This window comes from Aquibacillus koreensis (assembly GCF_025154055.1).
GTDB classification, from domain to species: domain Bacteria; phylum Bacillota; class Bacilli; order Bacillales; family Amphibacillaceae; genus Aquibacillus_C; species Aquibacillus_C koreensis.
Genome location: NZ_JAOALK010000058.1, coordinates 23,933 through 40,108, shown reverse-complemented (window position 1 = coordinate 40,108; position 16,176 = coordinate 23,933). Strand labels below are relative to the sequence as shown.

The window sequence follows — 16,176 nt, the reverse complement described above, 5'->3', positions numbered from 1 at the left end:
TGCAATTCCAAGGTTTTACAAAAAGACTCAATCAAAAAACCGCCACATCATGTGGCGGTTTTTTTAAGAGATAATATATTCTATTTCACCGTGTTTTCTGGAATATTTGATGTGGAAGTCTTTCCCGTCAAAATACCATAAATCTGAGTTTTCTACATAGAAGGTAACGCCCTGTTCTTCGGTTTGTAGAGCGGGATCATTTGGTTTGTCATTCGATATTGCTAAAGAAAAACCTTTATGAATACCTCCATGTCCACCATATCTTACAAAAAAGCGAACAAAGTCACCTTCACTTAAATCCATCTCTTCCATATACCACTTAGCTGCTGGTTGTGTAATAGACATGTTCATGCGCGACATCCTCCTTCGAATTAACTATAACAGAAAAGCGTGATGTAGGACTATAGGGACGGCTTCCTACTTTTATATACCCTTCTTTGATGGCTAGATGCAAAAGAAATTAAAAAAGCACTAAAAAAATTCACTAAAGGGAACAGAACTTTATATTCATTAAATTTACATTATTTGTAATATATTCAATGAAAGGATAATTATATGGAACTATGAAATCCCTGTTTAAACCTTTTAACAAAAAGTGGACAGAATATTCTAATTACCCCCTAACTTTTATGGTATATTTGGTCGATTTCCCAATATCATGTAATAATTTATCATTGATTGTAAGAGATCAGTCGGAAAAATAAATGAATAAACTGAATCTCGATAAAGGCAAAACTGGTGAAAGCCAGTGACGCAAAGCTACAGGGGCTTCCGTGTATTTATTTACACATGCCAGCCAGTTACCGAAAGATCAGGGAGTAGTTTTTTCTAAAGGAATGATAATCCAGCAAGAAAGTACTTCTTAAAAGGGAAGGTCTTATCCTTCCCCCTAGAGTATTATCATTCTTGGACTAAAAAACGATGGACAGTAACCCCGCTTTCGATAAAGGCAGGGTTACTTTTTTAATTCCTAGGAGGTGACATGTTTGAACTAGTAAATCTGAGTACATACGAATTGGTTGCAACAAACGTTAAACGAACTTATACATTTTTTGGTCGTCGGTTAAAAGGATTAAGGCTTTATTTGGGTGAGAAGCCGGTTAATGTTTGATGATAAATCGGTAGTATTATTCAGGTGTTACTAGGTCCGGCTTTAATTAATTTACTGGAGGGTTTTTGATGCTAATGATAGAGTTTTGGGACGATCATGTTTTTTTCATGCCTTAAGGAAACGTGCAGTTCCAAGTTATGATTGATGGACGCAAAGAGAACCTCGTTTGTATCGTATATTTGTTTCATCCGTAATTGTTGGGTCAACCATGTTTGGTTTACGTGAAACTGCTTTAATACATCGTGATAAATGTTACCTTCCATCATAACAGGTAACGCTATGCCAGAGTGGCTATCTGAGATCCCTAAGTCACCTTTTGTTAGGTTTTGATTCGCATGTTTTTTATACACACTAATTGAACCATTTGCTTCAATAATCGCTATTTCCACATCTTTTAGGTCAAAAACGTCCTTTTGCCTAAGCATTTGTAAAATGTTATCGACAGAATAGTGTATATTCTTTAAGTTGTTTGCTAGAATTTTACCATCCTTTACTACGATGGTAGGTTCAAAGGTAATGAGTCTTCCTAATTTACGATTGGACATCTTCCATTTAGCCACTATTCGTTGAAAGATACCTAAAGCGATAATGGCTACTGCAGTATGAATATGCTTTATATCTGGATCTGCGATGTCTGCTCCAACAATGGACCCCAGGGAAAGTATAATTAAAAAGTCGAAAATAGGAAGTTCACCAATCGCTCTTTTTCCCATGTAGATGGTGACCATTAATAACAATGGATAGATCGTAATGATCCTTCCAAGTACAATCAATATCTCTTTTGCCGTATCCATTGTGTGCACTCCTAACTACAGAATAAAATTCAATCAAACAAAGCATCACGTCAAAAAGCGTTAGTAGTAAACAACCACGACACCGGAATAGAAATGTCGTGGCTGAAACTTATCGTTCTTCTCTTAATTGATCAAGCGGAACATCTCTCTCATTTTCAGGTTGGTCTACAGGAAAGACCCTGGCTGTGTTCTCACTTTCATTCACATGTTGAATATAGATGGGTGTGCCATCATAAGTAACATTAATCATGGAAGCTGCATCTACAATTTCTTTTGCGCGTTGTGTATTCAAAAAATAACCTCCTTTTTTACTCGAGGTTATTTTTGCCAGAAAAGAAGCGATTATTCGGCAAATTTATTAAACATGAAGAGAGAATAATTTTAAAAAAGTATTTACAATCAAGTAAATATAGATTAAAGTGTTCTATATAAAGTACAAAAAACTTCAAATTATTCTCTATAACGACAAAGTGAGCGTGCTATGAATAAAAATGTAAACTAGGTCGTTAGGTTTTATTAGGAGGTGGTTACTATGCTTAGTAACCATGGGAAAATACCGTTATTTTCACATAACGAACAAAAATTAAATGAAATTGAAAAGTTTGAAAGAGTAGTGAAAACTTATACAAATGTAAAAGGGGCATTGGCTGTCCAGTCAGGTACTGCAGCCATCCATCTCGCTTTACGATTACTGGAAGTACGCAGTGGAGACAATGTGTTTTGTTCAACCCTTACGTCTATAGCAAGTGCATCGCCCATTATTTATCAAGGTGCAGAGCCTGTTTTTATTGATTCAGACCCGGATACGTGGAACATGTCACCGGTTGCTTTGAAAAAGGCATTAGATGAAGCGGTCAGAAATCATCGGTTGCCAAAAGCTATCATTGTTACGCATTTATATGGGTATTGTGGGCATTTAGAAAAGATTAAGGATCTATCTCAAACATATCAAGTGCCGGTCATTGAAGATGCTGCACATGCATTTGGTACCCTATGTAACGGGGAGTACTGCGGTTCGCGTGGCGATTTTGGTATCTTTTCATTCGGAGTCAATAAGCTATTATCAACTTCTAATGGTGGGATGCTACTGTCTGGGGATTCTAGATATATTAGAGATGCGAGACATTTAGCCTCACAAGCAAGGGAATTGCATCCATTTCACCATCACCAAACGACAGGTTATAACTATCAAATGAGCCCTATTCTTGCTGCTATTGGTAATGGTGAATTAGGCAAAGTAGTGGACAAAATAAATAAAAAAAGAAACGTGTATCATTATTATCAAAAATTGATAGCTAAAGAAGAACTATTGAATCTTATTCCTGTACAAGAAGGTATAGTGCCGAATTATTGGATGACGGTGATCACTATAGATGACGTATCTATTTACCAATTATATCAAGTCTACCTTCACCTGATGAAGCAAAATATCGAAGTAAGTTTTATCGTTAAACCTTTGCACAGGCAACCGGTATTTGAGGGTTATACTTATTTTAGTCATTCAGAACACTTTAGTGTATCTGATCAACTATTTCATACCGCACTATGTGTACCTTCAGGCGTTAACATGACTGGAGAAGAACAAGAAGAAGTGATCGCACAATTAAAACATGCTCTAGAATTAGTGGATAATAGTTCTTTATTTACAAATTAAGCAAAGTTCAAACAAAGAGAAGGAGTGGATGGAAAGTGAAAAGATGGATTAAAACATTACTAACAACATTGGATCCCGATGATGATATTGAACTGCTTTTTCAGAGTAGATATAAAAAAACGAATGGATCATAACATTATTACATCCATTCGTTTTTGTGGGATGAATTTAGTCCAATTCCAAGGCTTCAAAAAACTTTTCATGTTTATACACTTCGTAATATTGTAATAGTTTATGTTGAACAATAGAGTGATTCCATTCGAGTAAACCTATATTATTATCTGTTTCGATAATTGCCCCGTTGTCCATTGATAAATATTGAATATTTTCTCTCCACAAAAAATTTGAAGGGCAAGCTTGATCCTTTCCTTCATAAACTAAATGTCCATCTTCATTACAATGACGATGTATCGTTATTTTCTTTCTTTTTAATGCATTTAGCCACACTACCTTTTGCATTAAAAATCCCCAAAAGCCTGTGAAACTCATATTACTCATCGGACTACTTGTAAATTGATAGATATTGAGATTAGTTTGATTAGGAAATGCGACAGTAGCGTGTACAGAAGATGCATAGTGTACATCTCCAGATAAGATAAAGCAGTTCCTCGGTTCCAAGTTTTCCAACCAACGTAGAAAAGCATGATATCCTTGTTCGTTATATTTCCAAGCCTCGAAGTCAAGCATACTCTGAACAGAGACACCAAGAACGCGTAATGGATATACATAGTTATGCAAAACAGACTCGATTAGCCCAATGCCATAAAGTGGTGTAGGTGAAATGACTAATAAATGATCTCCGCGATTCCAATTTGCTTTTTGCAAAGCATCCGTCATTTTTTCCCAACCAGTCTCATTAATTAGTTGTGGACTGCGAATATTCTCCTCTATTAAACTACCGATTTTGGTAGGTTTAGGCGATGGATCATATCCACGCATCGTTCTTGTATCTAGAAAAATCGCTTTGGGACTCGTTGGTGTAACAAAATGCCATCGATCAAAATCCCATAATATATCAACATAGTCATCGTAAGAAGGAGATTGAGGATCCAACTGATTAAAGTGTTTTTGCATTTTTATTTTAAATCCTTTATTAAAAGCGTCAGGGTCATTTCCCCACCCTTGAAACGCCCAATAGGCTCCAAGGCCATTGGCAACAATATGTCTTCCTAAAGGTGATTCTGATACATTATTCTTCCAATCAATTGTAAGGTTCCAATCGTCGGTAATATCATGATCATCAAAGATCATATACGTTGGTGTATTGGCTAATAATCTCCGCACCCGATATAGATTTTCTTGGAAACGGTAGATTTGCTTTAATTGATTGATATACCTTGCCCGAAATTGTTCATATTCCTTTTTATATTCCTCACGATAACAATCTCTATCAGGATATACGAAATATAACTTCTCTTTTTCATACTTGTATTCAAAAGAATGATATATACCATAATCATCGGCGACTTCCCATAGATCAGGACTAAAGGAAAGTAGGTACATAATGGAATATTCTCCAAGTTGCATGAGATGATTAGCTGCGTGATTTGATGTGAATTTTGCAAAGTGATTGACTATAAATTGGCGTCCATGTATGAGATCAATCGATGATACAAATGGATCTAGCTTTAATCGGTTATCTAATAGACCTAGTTCTTCTTCTCCAACCATTTCTTTGCTCAAATCAAAAATAAAGGAGGCTAAAGGATCTGGAATATCATCCGCATAGATTTGATCTCCTAGTAAAAACAGGGCACTTGGTCTCTTTTCCATGTTTATGTGTGTTTCTTCTGTTTGAACATCAGCACTAACTAAAGCATCATCCCCTTCACTATGAGGTTTTCTGCATGAGCCGTATAATACGGTATTTCTTTTTTCGTTGTCTTGATCAATAAAAAATGATGGTAATTCTAAATCACCATAAACAATTGAATGAGGATTTTGTGCATCAAGTAAACCTAATGTACCTAAGTCAAATGTTTGAGCGTTATTAAAAAAGTTTAGGTTATATCCAATTAAGGTGCCAGACGGAAAGTTTCTACCTAGTGGTGTAACCGATATTAAATGAATGTAGAGTTTTTTTCCTAACTTCATTGTTTCTGTCTGTGTATCGGTTTTTATTGGTTTATAGGCTGTTTTTCTCTGTGTATTTATTTGATAGAAGTCTGCATTTATATCATAGTCATCATTTGTTGCTACCCAAATACAAACGCGATTGTGCTCTGTCCTCCGAATAATAGGACCAGCTAATAATGCAGGAATATGCATAAAAAATCACCACTCCATAAATGAAATGCATTCATTACACTGTATTCATACAAGTGGAGTAGTGTGTGTGACCTATGAATGGAACATTGGATAACCTCAGACCTCTCATTTAGACAACAAAAAAAGGCATCACGCAGATACCTCACCACCTAAGTAGTTTGAACTCCTCACTTAAAATTATTGCAGATTTTCTATAACATGTGGAGCAATTAACGCACCCGCTCCTCGAGTGAAATTGGCTCCCTTTCCGCGGGCACGGCCTCAGCTAACTCAGAAGAAAGTTCGCTTCTGAGTGGATCTTCGGCTCGCGCTGTTCCCGCAGGAGTGTCGCCAATTTAACTCGATCCGCTAGTAACTGCTTTTAGTAAAATCGAACATGAGCTTTTTCAAAATGAGTCCATGCATTTTGCCGCCATTATAAGTACATTAACTCCGCAAATAATGACTAGCTTACTTCTCGCTTTACTAGATAGCCAAACATAGCGGAGGACAAACACGAGACTCCTGTGGGAAAGGAACAGTCTGAAGACCCCGCAGTGAGCGTTCTTTGCGAGCGAGGAGGCTGAGGCGTTCCCCACGGAAAGCGAGTGTTTTTCCGGAGCGGTGATCAAGCACTCATCCCATAAATACCGTAAGGAGTTACTGCGCATTTTATATCAATTACGATGTTCATGATAACAGACTATACACGCCTGGGAACGCTGGGGGTTTGTTTGTTCGTTACATATCGATATTCCTCCATGATTTCACTAATCGTTTTATGATAAATGTCCATGTCATCTTCTTTAACGACACCTGCTTGAATAAGTTGATGGATTAAAACGGCCTTTTGTTTGTCTACTGCCTTTTTTAGGTATGCCATAAAAAAATCCACTCCTTCCTTAGATGTCATTCTATAAGATGATAAAGGACCTTGCATCATTTGTGTAAGATTCATTTACGAGAATTATTTTTAATTGTCAGATTTTTGTTGTTAGATTTTCTTACATAACGATATGGATGAAAAAGTGTAGGGTGTATAATATAGTTATCTATCGATTTACAAATCATAATTATGGCGGTGAACATATGACTGGAGGACCATCCTATAAAGAGAGGAAAGTAATTACAATTGGTGTAGTGAGTGAACTAACTGGTCTTACTGAAAGACAGATTAGATATTATGAGGAAAGGAAACTAATATTTCCAGAGAGATCTCCAAAAGGAAACAGAAAGTATTCCTTCGCGGATGTGGAGCAGTTAATCGAAATTGCGAATAAGCGCGAAGAAGGCGTGCAAACGTATGAAATTAGACAGGAAATGGTAAAGGCTAAACGTGCCGAAGAAAGAAAACAGCGCAAAGAATTGTTAAGAGGGGAGATAAACGCAAGGTTTGGTATTCAGAAAGAATAACAAATTGTTATAAAGCCTTCCATTGTTGAATAGAAATATAAGGTGAAAGACTTGCGTGACATATTTATCACATAAGTTTTGTATCTAACTTACCATTATACTAAACTAGCATTAGATGAATATCTCTGATGCTTGTCTTAGGAGAAAGGAATGAATCTATGGAAAGAGTGAGGTGAGACTTATGGGATTAAGTGTGTGTGATGTTGTTCATTTACAGGTTATGAACAATGCCAAAGTCAAAGCCGGGAAAAATGTGATGGACCATAAGCAAGTGGAGTGGGTTTCTGTAATTGAAACACCTGTGGAAAACTTTGTAAGAAAAAACGAATTTGTTCTAAGCACAGGAATTGGGTGTGAAAGTGACCCAGAACAACTGGAGAATTTTGTGCGTGATATTATAAAATCGGGGGCGTCTGTGTTAGCTATAGCTACGGGGCGTTATATTTTTGATATTCCTGATCGAATCTTGCAAATGGCAGCAGAGAAAGATTTCATTATTATTGACCTTCCCTGGGAGGTGCGATTTGCAGATGTACTTCAAACGGTAATGGAAAAAATAACAGAAGTGCGGCAAGGAGAAAGGCAAAAAGCAGACCGGGTAAGACAACAACTGATTGATTGCGTGCTGCAGGATAAAGGATTAAAGGAAATAGCGCATACGATTTATAGACATATTCAAATACCTTTAGCAATAACAGATCAAACTGGTGAATTACGTGCATCGAGAAAAATAGATGAGAAAGAACTTCAGGAGTATGTACGGACCGAGAACAATGATCTTCAACTAAAAACGCCTCTAACTGATGTGCAGTTCAGTGATCATCCACTATATTATCATATGAAAAAATGCACCATTAATGATGAATCCTTCTTTGAACTTCAAATTATTAACAACCATAAAATACAAGGATACCTCTTATTTCAACCAAAGCAGAAAAAAATGTTATCGTGGTTTGTTATGAATGTATTGGAGCATGCGCTAACAGCATGTGCACTTTACTTTGTAAAAGAAAATGCAATTGAATTAACGGAAATTCGTCTAAAGGATAATTTTGTCCTAAATCTGGCGAAACAGAAAGAGCAAGTAGATCATCAGGTATTATCAAAAGGCAAATTACTGGGCTATGATCTAAGTAAACCTTATATTTGTCTAGTTGGAGATATCGAAATTCCTAATAGGGAACACGAAAGTAAGTATGATCACCCCGATAAGAGCTCTTCACTTCAAAGTTTCAATTACTATGTTCAAAAAGAAATTACCTATGCAGGTAAGCTTTTTAAAAAGAGAACGATGACTACGTTTGATGAAGACCTCGTTATTATTTACTTAGAGGGTGGAGACGAAGCGTATGTGGAAACAGTCAATCAATTTTTAGATACGATGGAAAGAAGGTTAAGTGAGCTATTAACAGGAGTTGTATTATCGTGGGGAGTTGCGACAGAAAAACAAAACAACTTTGCTTTTTATGAAGGGTATGAAGAGGCGCGAACTACCATGGAGATTGGAATCCAACAGCATGGACGTGGCGAGCGCACTTTTTTTGAAGACACAAAAATTAATCGTTTACTGATGAATATCTCAAAAAAAAGTGAAATAGCATCGATCGTGAAAGATACCATTCAACCGTTAGTAGATTATGATAAGAAACGGCAAACTGATCTGATTCATACGTTTGTTATTTATAACAAATACAAAGGGAATGTAAGTCAAACGGCAAGAGCACTGAATTTGCATAGACAATCGCTCCTACACCGTTTACGAAATATAGAATCGCTAACGCACTTATCATTAATTGATTCGGACGATTCATTTTTATTAGAATTAAGCATTCGCTTGTGGATGTTGAAAAAATTGGAATAGTCCAAAGTATGATGTTATGTCTCTTATAATGTAAGATCACCCCCAACTGTACAGAATTGTTGGGGGTTATTTGCGTCTTCACTTATTTTATGCTCTAGAAAGCAACGAGGTTGCGCGGTGTTTACCAATTCGATAGAGAGGGAAGCGTGCTATATAGGGAGAAGGATTTATGGGTAATGGTATGAATAATAGAATAAAAGAGAGTAAATTCATCTTTTAAACAGGTAAATGACTCAAAAAGACATTATTTAACGGAAAACAAACAAAAATGTTGTATAAGTATTTAATTGAATTTTCATACAATTTTAACATTACGAAGGGATCACGATTTTAATAGTATAGTATCAACACAATATTTCTAATCTCGTATGAAAGAGGAGGGGTGAAACAATGCTTTCTTTTGACATTGTTGAATATCAAGACCGTTTAAGTAAGACAAAGCAAAGGATGGCGGAAAGTGGAATTGATGTCTTACTCATAACGGACCCCGCTAACATGAATTATTTATCTGGTTACGATGCATGGTCGTTTTATGTCCATCAGATGTTAGTAATTATCATCGATGAGCCCCAACCGTTATGGATAGGGCGTTACCAAGATGCGAATGGTGCTAGAGCAACTACTTGGATTTACGATGACAATATCATTCCGTATCCAGATTATTATGTGCAATCGGAAACGTATCACCCGATGGATTTTATTGGAGAAATTTTAAAACAAATCGGACATGGTAATCGTTATGTAGGAGTGGAGAAAGACAATTACTATTTCACTGCTAAGGCATACGAAAGACTGCAAAGAAGTTTACCAAATGCAATTTTCAAAGATGCTGATTTATTAGTGAATTATGTAAGGATCATTAAATCAGACCAAGAAATTGAATACATGAAAAGAGCTGCAGAAATAGCAGATAAAGCAATGACTGAAGGTGCAAAGAGTATCCGAACAGGTGTCCGAGAATGTGATGCAGCAGCTACGATTTATTATGAAGTAGTTAGTGGAACAAAAGAGCATGGTGGTGACTATCCGGCAATCGTTCCTTTACTTCCTGCAGGTGAAAACACGGGTGCACCTCACCTTACATGGTCCGATCGAACATTTAAAGAGGGCGAATCTGTCATTGTGGAATTAGCAGGATGTTATAAACGCTATCACGTTCCTTTAGCGCGAACGGTTTCATTAGGAAAACCATCGAATAAGTTGCAAGAAATTACCCCGATTGTTGTAAATGGATTAAATGAAGTACTGGATTCGGTAAAGCCAGGGATGACATGTGGGGAAGTGGAAAGTGTCTGGAGAAATAGTTTAAAGAAACATGGAATTGAAAAAGAGGCAAGACTTGGTTATTCGGTTGGTCTTAACTACCCACCTGATTGGGGAGAGCATACAGCTAGTATCCGTCGTGGAGACAGCACAATCATCAAACCAAATATGACTTTTCATTTAATTCCAGCATTATGGTTTGATGATTACGGAATTGAAATCAGTGAATCTTTTCGTGTTACAGAAAAAGGTTGCGAAACATTCTGTGACTATCCAAGAGAGCTAATCATTCAAGACCCCTTTGATATGAATCGACATGGGGGAAGGATTAGTTAATATAGCATTCAATGCTTTTATTAGCAAGGTAATGTAAGGAAAGAGGAGGATGTATAGTGATGGGAAATCCAAAATTTTCGACACGTGCAATCTGGGCAGGGGAAAAGGATTCGTTAGCATTCGGGGCAACACAGGTACCTGTCGTTCACAGTGTATCATTTGGGTATGATGATATGGACGAATGGTATGACGTTGCAATAGGAAAAAAACAGGGTCATATATATGGGAGAAATACAAATCCAACTGTGCAGGCCTTTGAAGAAAAAATACGTGATCTAGAAGGCGCTGAAGCAGCAACTAGTTTTTCGACAGGAATGGCAGCAATTAGTAATACGCTAGGAACATTGCTTTATCCTGGTGACAGAGTCGTATCTATTAAAGATACGTATGGAGGAACAAATAAGATTTTTACAGAGTTTTTACCGAAACAAAAAATAGATGTTGAGCTTTGTGATACGGGTGATCATGAAGCGATTGAAAAAGAGGTAGCAAAAGGTTGTAAGGTCCTTTATCTAGAAAGTCCAACAAATCCAACCGTCAAAATCACGGATATCGAGCGAATGGCTAAGGCAGGTAAAGCGGTAGGAGCAATTGTTATTGTTGATAATACATTTGCTACACCAGTGAATCAAAACCCACTGGAAATGGGGGCAGACTTAGTGATTCATAGTGCTACAAAATTTTTAGGTGGGCACGCAGATGCGTTAGGCGGATCCGTTTGTGGCGATAAAGAATTAGTCGATGCCATTTACCACTATCGTGAAATTAACGGTGCAACATTAGACCCGATGGCAGCTTATCTTCTTTTAAGAGGTATGAAGACTTTAAAGCTTCGCATTGATAAACAGTGTGAAAATGCCATGGCGGTTGCACGATATTTACAAACGGTTGATATTGTGGAAGACGTATTTTACCCAGGTTTAGAAAATCATCCAGGGCATGACATCGCAAAAGAGCAAATGAGAGATTTTGGTGGCATGTTGAGCTTTGCGGTTAAAGGTGGAGTAGATACACTTCGACACCTATTGCCGAAATTAAAATATGCGAATAAAGCGGCGAATCTTGGTTCAGTTGAAACAGTAGTCGGACCTTCAAGAACAACGAGTCACGTGGAGTGTACACCAGAAGAAAGAGCAGCAATGGGAATTCCTGAGGGACTCATACGTTACTCAGCTGGTATCGAGGACAGTGAAGATCTTATTGCCGATTTAGAGCAAGCGTTCCAATCATTACCGAAAGATCTTTTTGTACATTAAGAAAGCATAAATTTTTAACGAAGTAGTGTAATCGACGTAGTGAAAAGTATGAAGTACAAAGTATAAGAAAAAAGGCCATGGTCATCCCTTTAGGGACTAACACATCCACCAAAGAGCGAATGGGGGATTTTCATATAAGTAGCTATGAGAGGAGGGTGCTCCTTTGCAACAGGAAAGTTTAGATATAAAAGCAAGGTCAGAGATGATCACAGCCCATTTAGTCGATTGGCGCAGACACTTACACAGATATCCAGAGCTTAGCTTTCAAGAGAAAAATACAAGTGCATTTATCCAAGCAATACTGAAACAAATTGGTGTAACAGATATACAGACGGGTGTAGCAGGCTTTGGTGTTGTCGCAACCATCTCTGGAGGAAGCGGCCCTGTTATAGGGTTAAGAGCAGACTTGGATGCGCTACCCATTACCGAAAGTACAGGTGTTCAATTTGCATCGGAGCACCCTGGCATTATGCATGCTTGTGGGCACGATGCGCATATGGCAATGCTTTTAGGTGCGGCAAAGCTATTAGTAGAGGATAAGAAAGCGAACAGACTGTATGGAACAATTAAACTCCTGTTTCAACCCGCAGAAGAAAGTGCTGATGAACATGGACTAACAGGTGCGCCATACGTATTGAAGTCAGGCGTCATCAACGATATAGAATCTGCTATCGCTCTTCATGTTTGCCCGTGGCGATATGCAGGAGATATACAGGTGAATAAAGGGCCTAGCATGGCAAATATCGATAACTTTACCCTCGTTATTCATGGCAAGGGAAGTCACGGTGGTTATCCACATCAAGGACACGACCCGATTTGGATGTCTAGCTTCGTACTACAAGGTATGTATAGCTTGATTAGTAGAAAAATGAATCCACTTGAGGTTGGTACGATTAGTGTTGGTGAAATAAAAAGTGGTACAACGGCTAATGTCATTCCAGATACCGTTACAATTATAGGAACATTACGTTCCTATACCAATGACGTCCGTAATCAGTTGATTCAAGAGTTGGAATCCATTGCTAAGGTAGTGGAGCCACTAAGTGGATCGTATGATTTAGAAATCGAACATGGTGAACCGGCATTAGATAATGATCCAGCTATTACGGATTTAATTACGAGTGTAGCGAAAGAAATATATCCATCGATGACTATTTTCGAAGAGCCTTTTGGAATGGGTGGAGAGGATTTTGGTCATATCACCAAAGAAATTCCTGGTGCAATGTTTTTCCTTGGCTGTGCAAAAGAAAATATCAAAGAATCTAACCTTCATAATCCAGATTTTATGATTAATGAAGATGCATTACCAATTGGTGTAGCGCTCTTAACGGAATGTGCACATCGACTAACGGAACGATCATGATGGAGGTGACTCTAAATGAGTACCAATATAGCGTTTATCGGGTTTGGTGGCGTTGGGCAGGCTTTAGCACGTTTATTGAAGGAAAGAAAGAGTAGCTTATCATCTAATTATGGATTCGAGTCTAAAATTGTAGCTGTCACGGATGTAATGAAAGGTTCGATCTATCATCCAGAAGGACTTGATGTCGATCAGTTACTCCATGTAGTAGAGGAAACGGGAAAAGTAGAAGATTATCCACAAACACCTGGATTAATTAGGGGTTGGGATAGCTTTGAAACAATCAAAAAGTCCAATGCTGATGTAATTGTAGAAGTTACATTTACAGATGTAGAAACAGGGCAACCAGCGATCGATCACATTCGATCAGCATTTGAAAATAAAAAGAGTGTGGTGACGACAAATAAAGGGCCGGTTGCACTTGCTTACAATGCATTAGCTAAACTAGCAGAAGAAAATGGTGTGTTCTGGGGATTTGAAGGAACAGTGATGAGCGGTACTCCAGCATTAAGAATGCCAGTAACGACGTTAGCAGGAAACGAGATTACAGAGATAAAAGGTATTTTAAATGGTACAACGAATTATATTTTAACGGAAATGGAAAAAGGGAAGTCATATGAAGAGGCGCTTGAGAAAGCGCAAAGTTTAGGCTATGCGGAAGCAGACCCAACAAGTGATGTAGAAGGCTATGATGCTAGATATAAAACAGCTATTCTAGCTAACTATCTAATGGGCGCTCCTTTGGATGCAAATGAGATTTACTGCGAAGGAATAACAGAAATGACAATGGATAAGGTAAAAGATTCTGTAGATAACGACAAAAAGTGGAAGTTGTTATCTAGAATTACAAGGCAAGAGGATGGAACGGTAACAGCTTCCGTGCAACCGGAGTTAGTTGATGTAGACGATCCTCTCGCAGGAGTAACAGGTGCAACAAATGCCATTCTATATGAATGTGATTTATCCGGTCCGATTCTTTTAACAGGTGCTGGTGCCGGATTAACGGAAACAGGTTACTCGTTGTTAATTGATATTATTCACTTTCATAGACAAAGCGCCCTAACAAAAATTGAAGGAGGGTGATGGTGTGAAACTACAAGTGAAACATGAAAAAATGTTATTAGCGGGTCAATGGATTGAGTCAGATCGATCCTTTGAGGTTTATAATCCACAAAATAATCAGGTGATTGCTAGAGTCCCAAAAGCTTCGGAGAGTGAGATGCTATTAGCGATAGACAAAGCGCATAAAGCATACCAAACGATGCATGCATGGCCAACACATGATCGTATTCGTGTTTTAAATAAAGCTGCGGCATATATGGAGGAACACAAAGAAAGATTTGCAGAAACGATAGCATTAGAAGGAAGTAAAACAATTAATGAAGCAAGAGGGGAAGTAACACGCTCGATTCAAACGATTCGAATAAGCGCCGAAGAAGCGAGAAGAATTAATGGGCAAACCATTAACTTTGATCAAAGTGAAGGAAGTGAGAATCGTGTAGGGTATAGCTATCGCTTTCCTATTGGCGTAGTTGGTGCGATAACACCTTTTAATGATCCATTAAACTTGGTTGCACACAAAGTAGGCCCTGCCATCGCAGCAGGAAATGCTGTTGTAGTGAAGCCAGCCTCCGTAACGCCGTTAAGTGCATTACTTCTTGCAGAAGCATTTATGAAAGCGGGTCTTCCTGCTGGGATCCTTTCCGTTATAACAGGATCAGGCAGAGAAATTGGAGAAACATTAATTACCCATCCGTACGTCAAAATGATCTCCTTTACTGGCGGGGTCGATGCAGGTGAAAGAATTGCGCATCAAGCTGGTATTAAGAAAGTGAACATGGAGTTAGGCTCTAATTCACCAGTCATTGTTTTAAGTGATGCAGATTTTCATGATGCAGTGAAATCATGTGTATCAGGTGCATTCTCGGCAGTAGGTCAAAATTGTATCGGTGTACAAAGAATTTATGTCGAAAAAGATATTTACGCATCTTTCTTAGAGGAGTTTAAAGCGCGGACCAAGGAATTACGCGTAGGTGATAAATTAGATGAGTTAACAGATATGGGACCCTTAATTAACGAGAAGGAAGCAAAACGTGTAGAAGAATGGGTAGATGAGGCAGTCCAATCCGGTGCTACCTTACAAGCTGGCGGTGTTCGTAAAGGGACATTCTATGATCCTACGATTTTAACGGATGTACCAAATAGCTGCAAGATTGCTAACGAAGAGATCTTTGGCCCGGTTGTATTAATCTATCAAGTCGAAAACGTCAATGAAGCGGTTGAAAGAGCAAATGATGTTGACTACGGTTTACAAGCGGGTGTATTTACTTCAGATATTAACAAAGCCTATTACACCATACAGAACTTACACGTAGGTGGGGTTATGGTAAACGATAGTAGTGATTACCGCATTGATGCAATGCCATTTGGTGGTGTGAAAAACTCAGGTCTAGGCAGGGAAGGTGTTCGCTCAGCCGTTGAGGCTATGACAGAGGAAAAAGTAGTTAGCTTTCGATTACAACAGCAACTTTTATAGAGTATATAGGGTTAGAAAAAAGAAGCCTAACTGGGATTAGGCTTCTTTTTAATATGAATGGATTTATTGAATTTTAAAGAGTTATAGTTATTTCGGTGATTCATGATAACAAATTCTTCATGATCGTGAATAAGTTCAGAGATGGTTTTACTATGTAGCTCCTTGTTATTCGGAGATACTTTTCCATCTCTCTCTAATTCGCTGATTAGCAATTCCTTTTGTTTCTCGACGGCATCTCTCAGAAAGCCCACTGTACATCACTCTTTCTTTAGATTATTAATGAAAGCGGTTTATTAATTCTCAGTATTACCAATTTATTCCGTTACTAAACAATCTTATTATATG

The 16,176-nt window shown here is 38.0% G+C and carries 15 protein-coding genes and 1 riboswitch; of the genes, 9 read left to right on the top strand and 6 right to left on the bottom strand.

Annotation, left to right across the window (positions count from 1 at the left end; translation table 11 throughout):
* Positions 1-63: 63 nt before the first annotated feature.
* A complete protein-coding gene (locus tag NYQ66_RS18685) occupies positions 64-351 on the bottom strand; it encodes a HesB/YadR/YfhF family protein (RefSeq protein WP_259871679.1) in 288 nt (95 codons plus the stop codon).
* A gap of 367 nt (positions 352-718) precedes the next feature.
* Positions 719-808, top strand: a riboswitch (cyclic di-GMP riboswitch).
* Positions 809-982: 174 nt separating this feature from the next.
* Between NYQ66_RS18685 and NYQ66_RS18680 the strand changes: the two genes are divergently transcribed.
* Positions 983-1,111 (top strand): hypothetical protein, encoded by a 129-nt coding sequence (locus NYQ66_RS18680; protein WP_259871678.1) that lies wholly within the window; start codon positions 983-985, stop codon positions 1,109-1,111.
* Between the two features lie 71 nt (positions 1,112-1,182).
* On the opposite strand, the gene NYQ66_RS18675 is transcribed toward NYQ66_RS18680, so the two are convergent.
* Positions 1,183-1,905: a DUF421 domain-containing protein gene (locus NYQ66_RS18675; protein WP_259871677.1), complete on the bottom strand. Its 723-nt coding sequence runs from the start codon at positions 1,903-1,905 to the stop codon at positions 1,183-1,185.
* Positions 1,906-2,014: 109 nt separating this feature from the next.
* Positions 2,015-2,197, bottom strand: coding sequence for an H-type small acid-soluble spore protein (locus NYQ66_RS18670; protein WP_259871676.1), 183 nt, complete (start codon positions 2,195-2,197; stop codon positions 2,015-2,017).
* A gap of 240 nt (positions 2,198-2,437) precedes the next feature.
* On the opposite strand from NYQ66_RS18670, the gene NYQ66_RS18665 reads away from it, so the two are divergent.
* Positions 2,438-3,559, top strand: coding sequence for a DegT/DnrJ/EryC1/StrS family aminotransferase (locus tag NYQ66_RS18665; RefSeq protein WP_259871675.1), 1,122 nt, complete (start codon positions 2,438-2,440; stop codon positions 3,557-3,559).
* Positions 3,560-3,727: 168 nt separating this feature from the next.
* Here the strand turns inward: NYQ66_RS18665 and NYQ66_RS18660 are convergent, their stop codons facing one another.
* Positions 3,728-5,827 carry a metallophosphoesterase family protein gene (locus NYQ66_RS18660; RefSeq protein ID WP_259871674.1) on the bottom strand — a complete coding sequence of 700 codons (2,100 nt, stop codon included), beginning with the start codon at positions 5,825-5,827 and terminating at the stop codon, positions 3,728-3,730.
* Between the two features lie 682 nt (positions 5,828-6,509).
* On the bottom strand, positions 6,510-6,689 hold the full coding sequence (locus NYQ66_RS18655) for a Fur-regulated basic protein FbpA (RefSeq protein ID WP_259871673.1): 180 nt from the start codon (positions 6,687-6,689) through the stop codon (positions 6,510-6,512).
* 206 nt (positions 6,690-6,895) lie between these two features.
* On the opposite strand from NYQ66_RS18655, the gene NYQ66_RS18650 reads away from it, so the two are divergent.
* The 7 genes from NYQ66_RS18650 to NYQ66_RS18620 all read left to right on the top strand — a co-directional run bounded on the left by NYQ66_RS18650 (position 6,896) and on the right by NYQ66_RS18620 (position 15,831).
* Positions 6,896-7,219 (top strand): MerR family transcriptional regulator, encoded by a 324-nt coding sequence (locus tag NYQ66_RS18650; RefSeq protein WP_259871764.1) that lies wholly within the window; start codon positions 6,896-6,898, stop codon positions 7,217-7,219.
* Between the two features lie 181 nt (positions 7,220-7,400).
* Entirely contained in the window at positions 7,401-9,080 is a 1,680-nt protein-coding gene (locus tag NYQ66_RS18645) for a PucR family transcriptional regulator (protein ID WP_259871672.1), read from the top strand.
* A 390-nt stretch (positions 9,081-9,470) separates the two neighbouring features.
* Positions 9,471-10,679 (top strand): M24 family metallopeptidase, encoded by a 1,209-nt coding sequence (locus NYQ66_RS18640; RefSeq protein ID WP_259871671.1) that lies wholly within the window; start codon positions 9,471-9,473, stop codon positions 10,677-10,679.
* 59 nt (positions 10,680-10,738) lie between these two features.
* The gene (locus NYQ66_RS18635; protein WP_259871670.1) at positions 10,739-11,935 is read left to right on the top strand and encodes a cystathionine gamma-synthase family protein; all 1,197 of its coding nucleotides are present in this window, start codon (positions 10,739-10,741) and stop codon (positions 11,933-11,935) included.
* 163 nt (positions 11,936-12,098) lie between these two features.
* Positions 12,099-13,298 carry a M20 metallopeptidase family protein gene (locus NYQ66_RS18630; protein WP_259871669.1) on the top strand — a complete coding sequence of 400 codons (1,200 nt, stop codon included), beginning with the start codon at positions 12,099-12,101 and terminating at the stop codon, positions 13,296-13,298.
* 15 nt (positions 13,299-13,313) lie between these two features.
* Positions 13,314-14,378, top strand: coding sequence for a homoserine dehydrogenase (locus NYQ66_RS18625; RefSeq protein ID WP_259871668.1), 1,065 nt, complete (start codon positions 13,314-13,316; stop codon positions 14,376-14,378).
* 4 nt (positions 14,379-14,382) lie between these two features.
* Positions 14,383-15,831: an aldehyde dehydrogenase family protein gene (locus tag NYQ66_RS18620; RefSeq protein WP_259871667.1), complete on the top strand. Its 1,449-nt coding sequence runs from the start codon at positions 14,383-14,385 to the stop codon at positions 15,829-15,831.
* Positions 15,832-15,857: 26 nt separating this feature from the next.
* On the opposite strand, the gene NYQ66_RS18615 is transcribed toward NYQ66_RS18620, so the two are convergent.
* Positions 15,858-16,082 carry a hypothetical protein gene (locus NYQ66_RS18615; protein ID WP_259871665.1) on the bottom strand — a complete coding sequence of 75 codons (225 nt, stop codon included), beginning with the start codon at positions 16,080-16,082 and terminating at the stop codon, positions 15,858-15,860.
* Positions 16,083-16,176 lie beyond the last annotated feature (94 nt).

Bases quoted from the DNA above. Each gene is read 5' to 3' on its own strand.
- NYQ66_RS18635 (WP_259871670.1), top strand. From the start codon at position 10,739: ATGGGAAATCCAAAATTTTCGACACGTGCAATCTGGGCAGGGGAAAAG.
- NYQ66_RS18640 (WP_259871671.1), top strand. From the start codon at position 9,471: ATGCTTTCTTTTGACATTGTTGAATATCAAGACCGTTTAAGTAAGACA.
- NYQ66_RS18685 (WP_259871679.1), bottom strand. From the start codon at position 351: ATGAACATGTCTATTACACAACCAGCAGCTAAGTGGTATATGGAAGAG.
- NYQ66_RS18650 (WP_259871764.1), top strand. From the start codon at position 6,896: ATGACTGGAGGACCATCCTATAAAGAGAGGAAAGTAATTACAATTGGT.
- NYQ66_RS18625 (WP_259871668.1), top strand. From the start codon at position 13,314: ATGAGTACCAATATAGCGTTTATCGGGTTTGGTGGCGTTGGGCAGGCT.
- NYQ66_RS18665 (WP_259871675.1), top strand. From the start codon at position 2,438: ATGCTTAGTAACCATGGGAAAATACCGTTATTTTCACATAACGAACAA.
- NYQ66_RS18645 (WP_259871672.1), top strand. From the start codon at position 7,401: ATGGGATTAAGTGTGTGTGATGTTGTTCATTTACAGGTTATGAACAAT.
- NYQ66_RS18660 (WP_259871674.1), bottom strand. From the start codon at position 5,827: ATGCATATTCCTGCATTATTAGCTGGTCCTATTATTCGGAGGACAGAG.
- NYQ66_RS18655 (WP_259871673.1), bottom strand. From the start codon at position 6,689: ATGGCATACCTAAAAAAGGCAGTAGACAAACAAAAGGCCGTTTTAATC.
- NYQ66_RS18675 (WP_259871677.1), bottom strand. From the start codon at position 1,905: ATGGATACGGCAAAAGAGATATTGATTGTACTTGGAAGGATCATTACG.
- NYQ66_RS18680 (WP_259871678.1), top strand. From the start codon at position 983: ATGTTTGAACTAGTAAATCTGAGTACATACGAATTGGTTGCAACAAAC.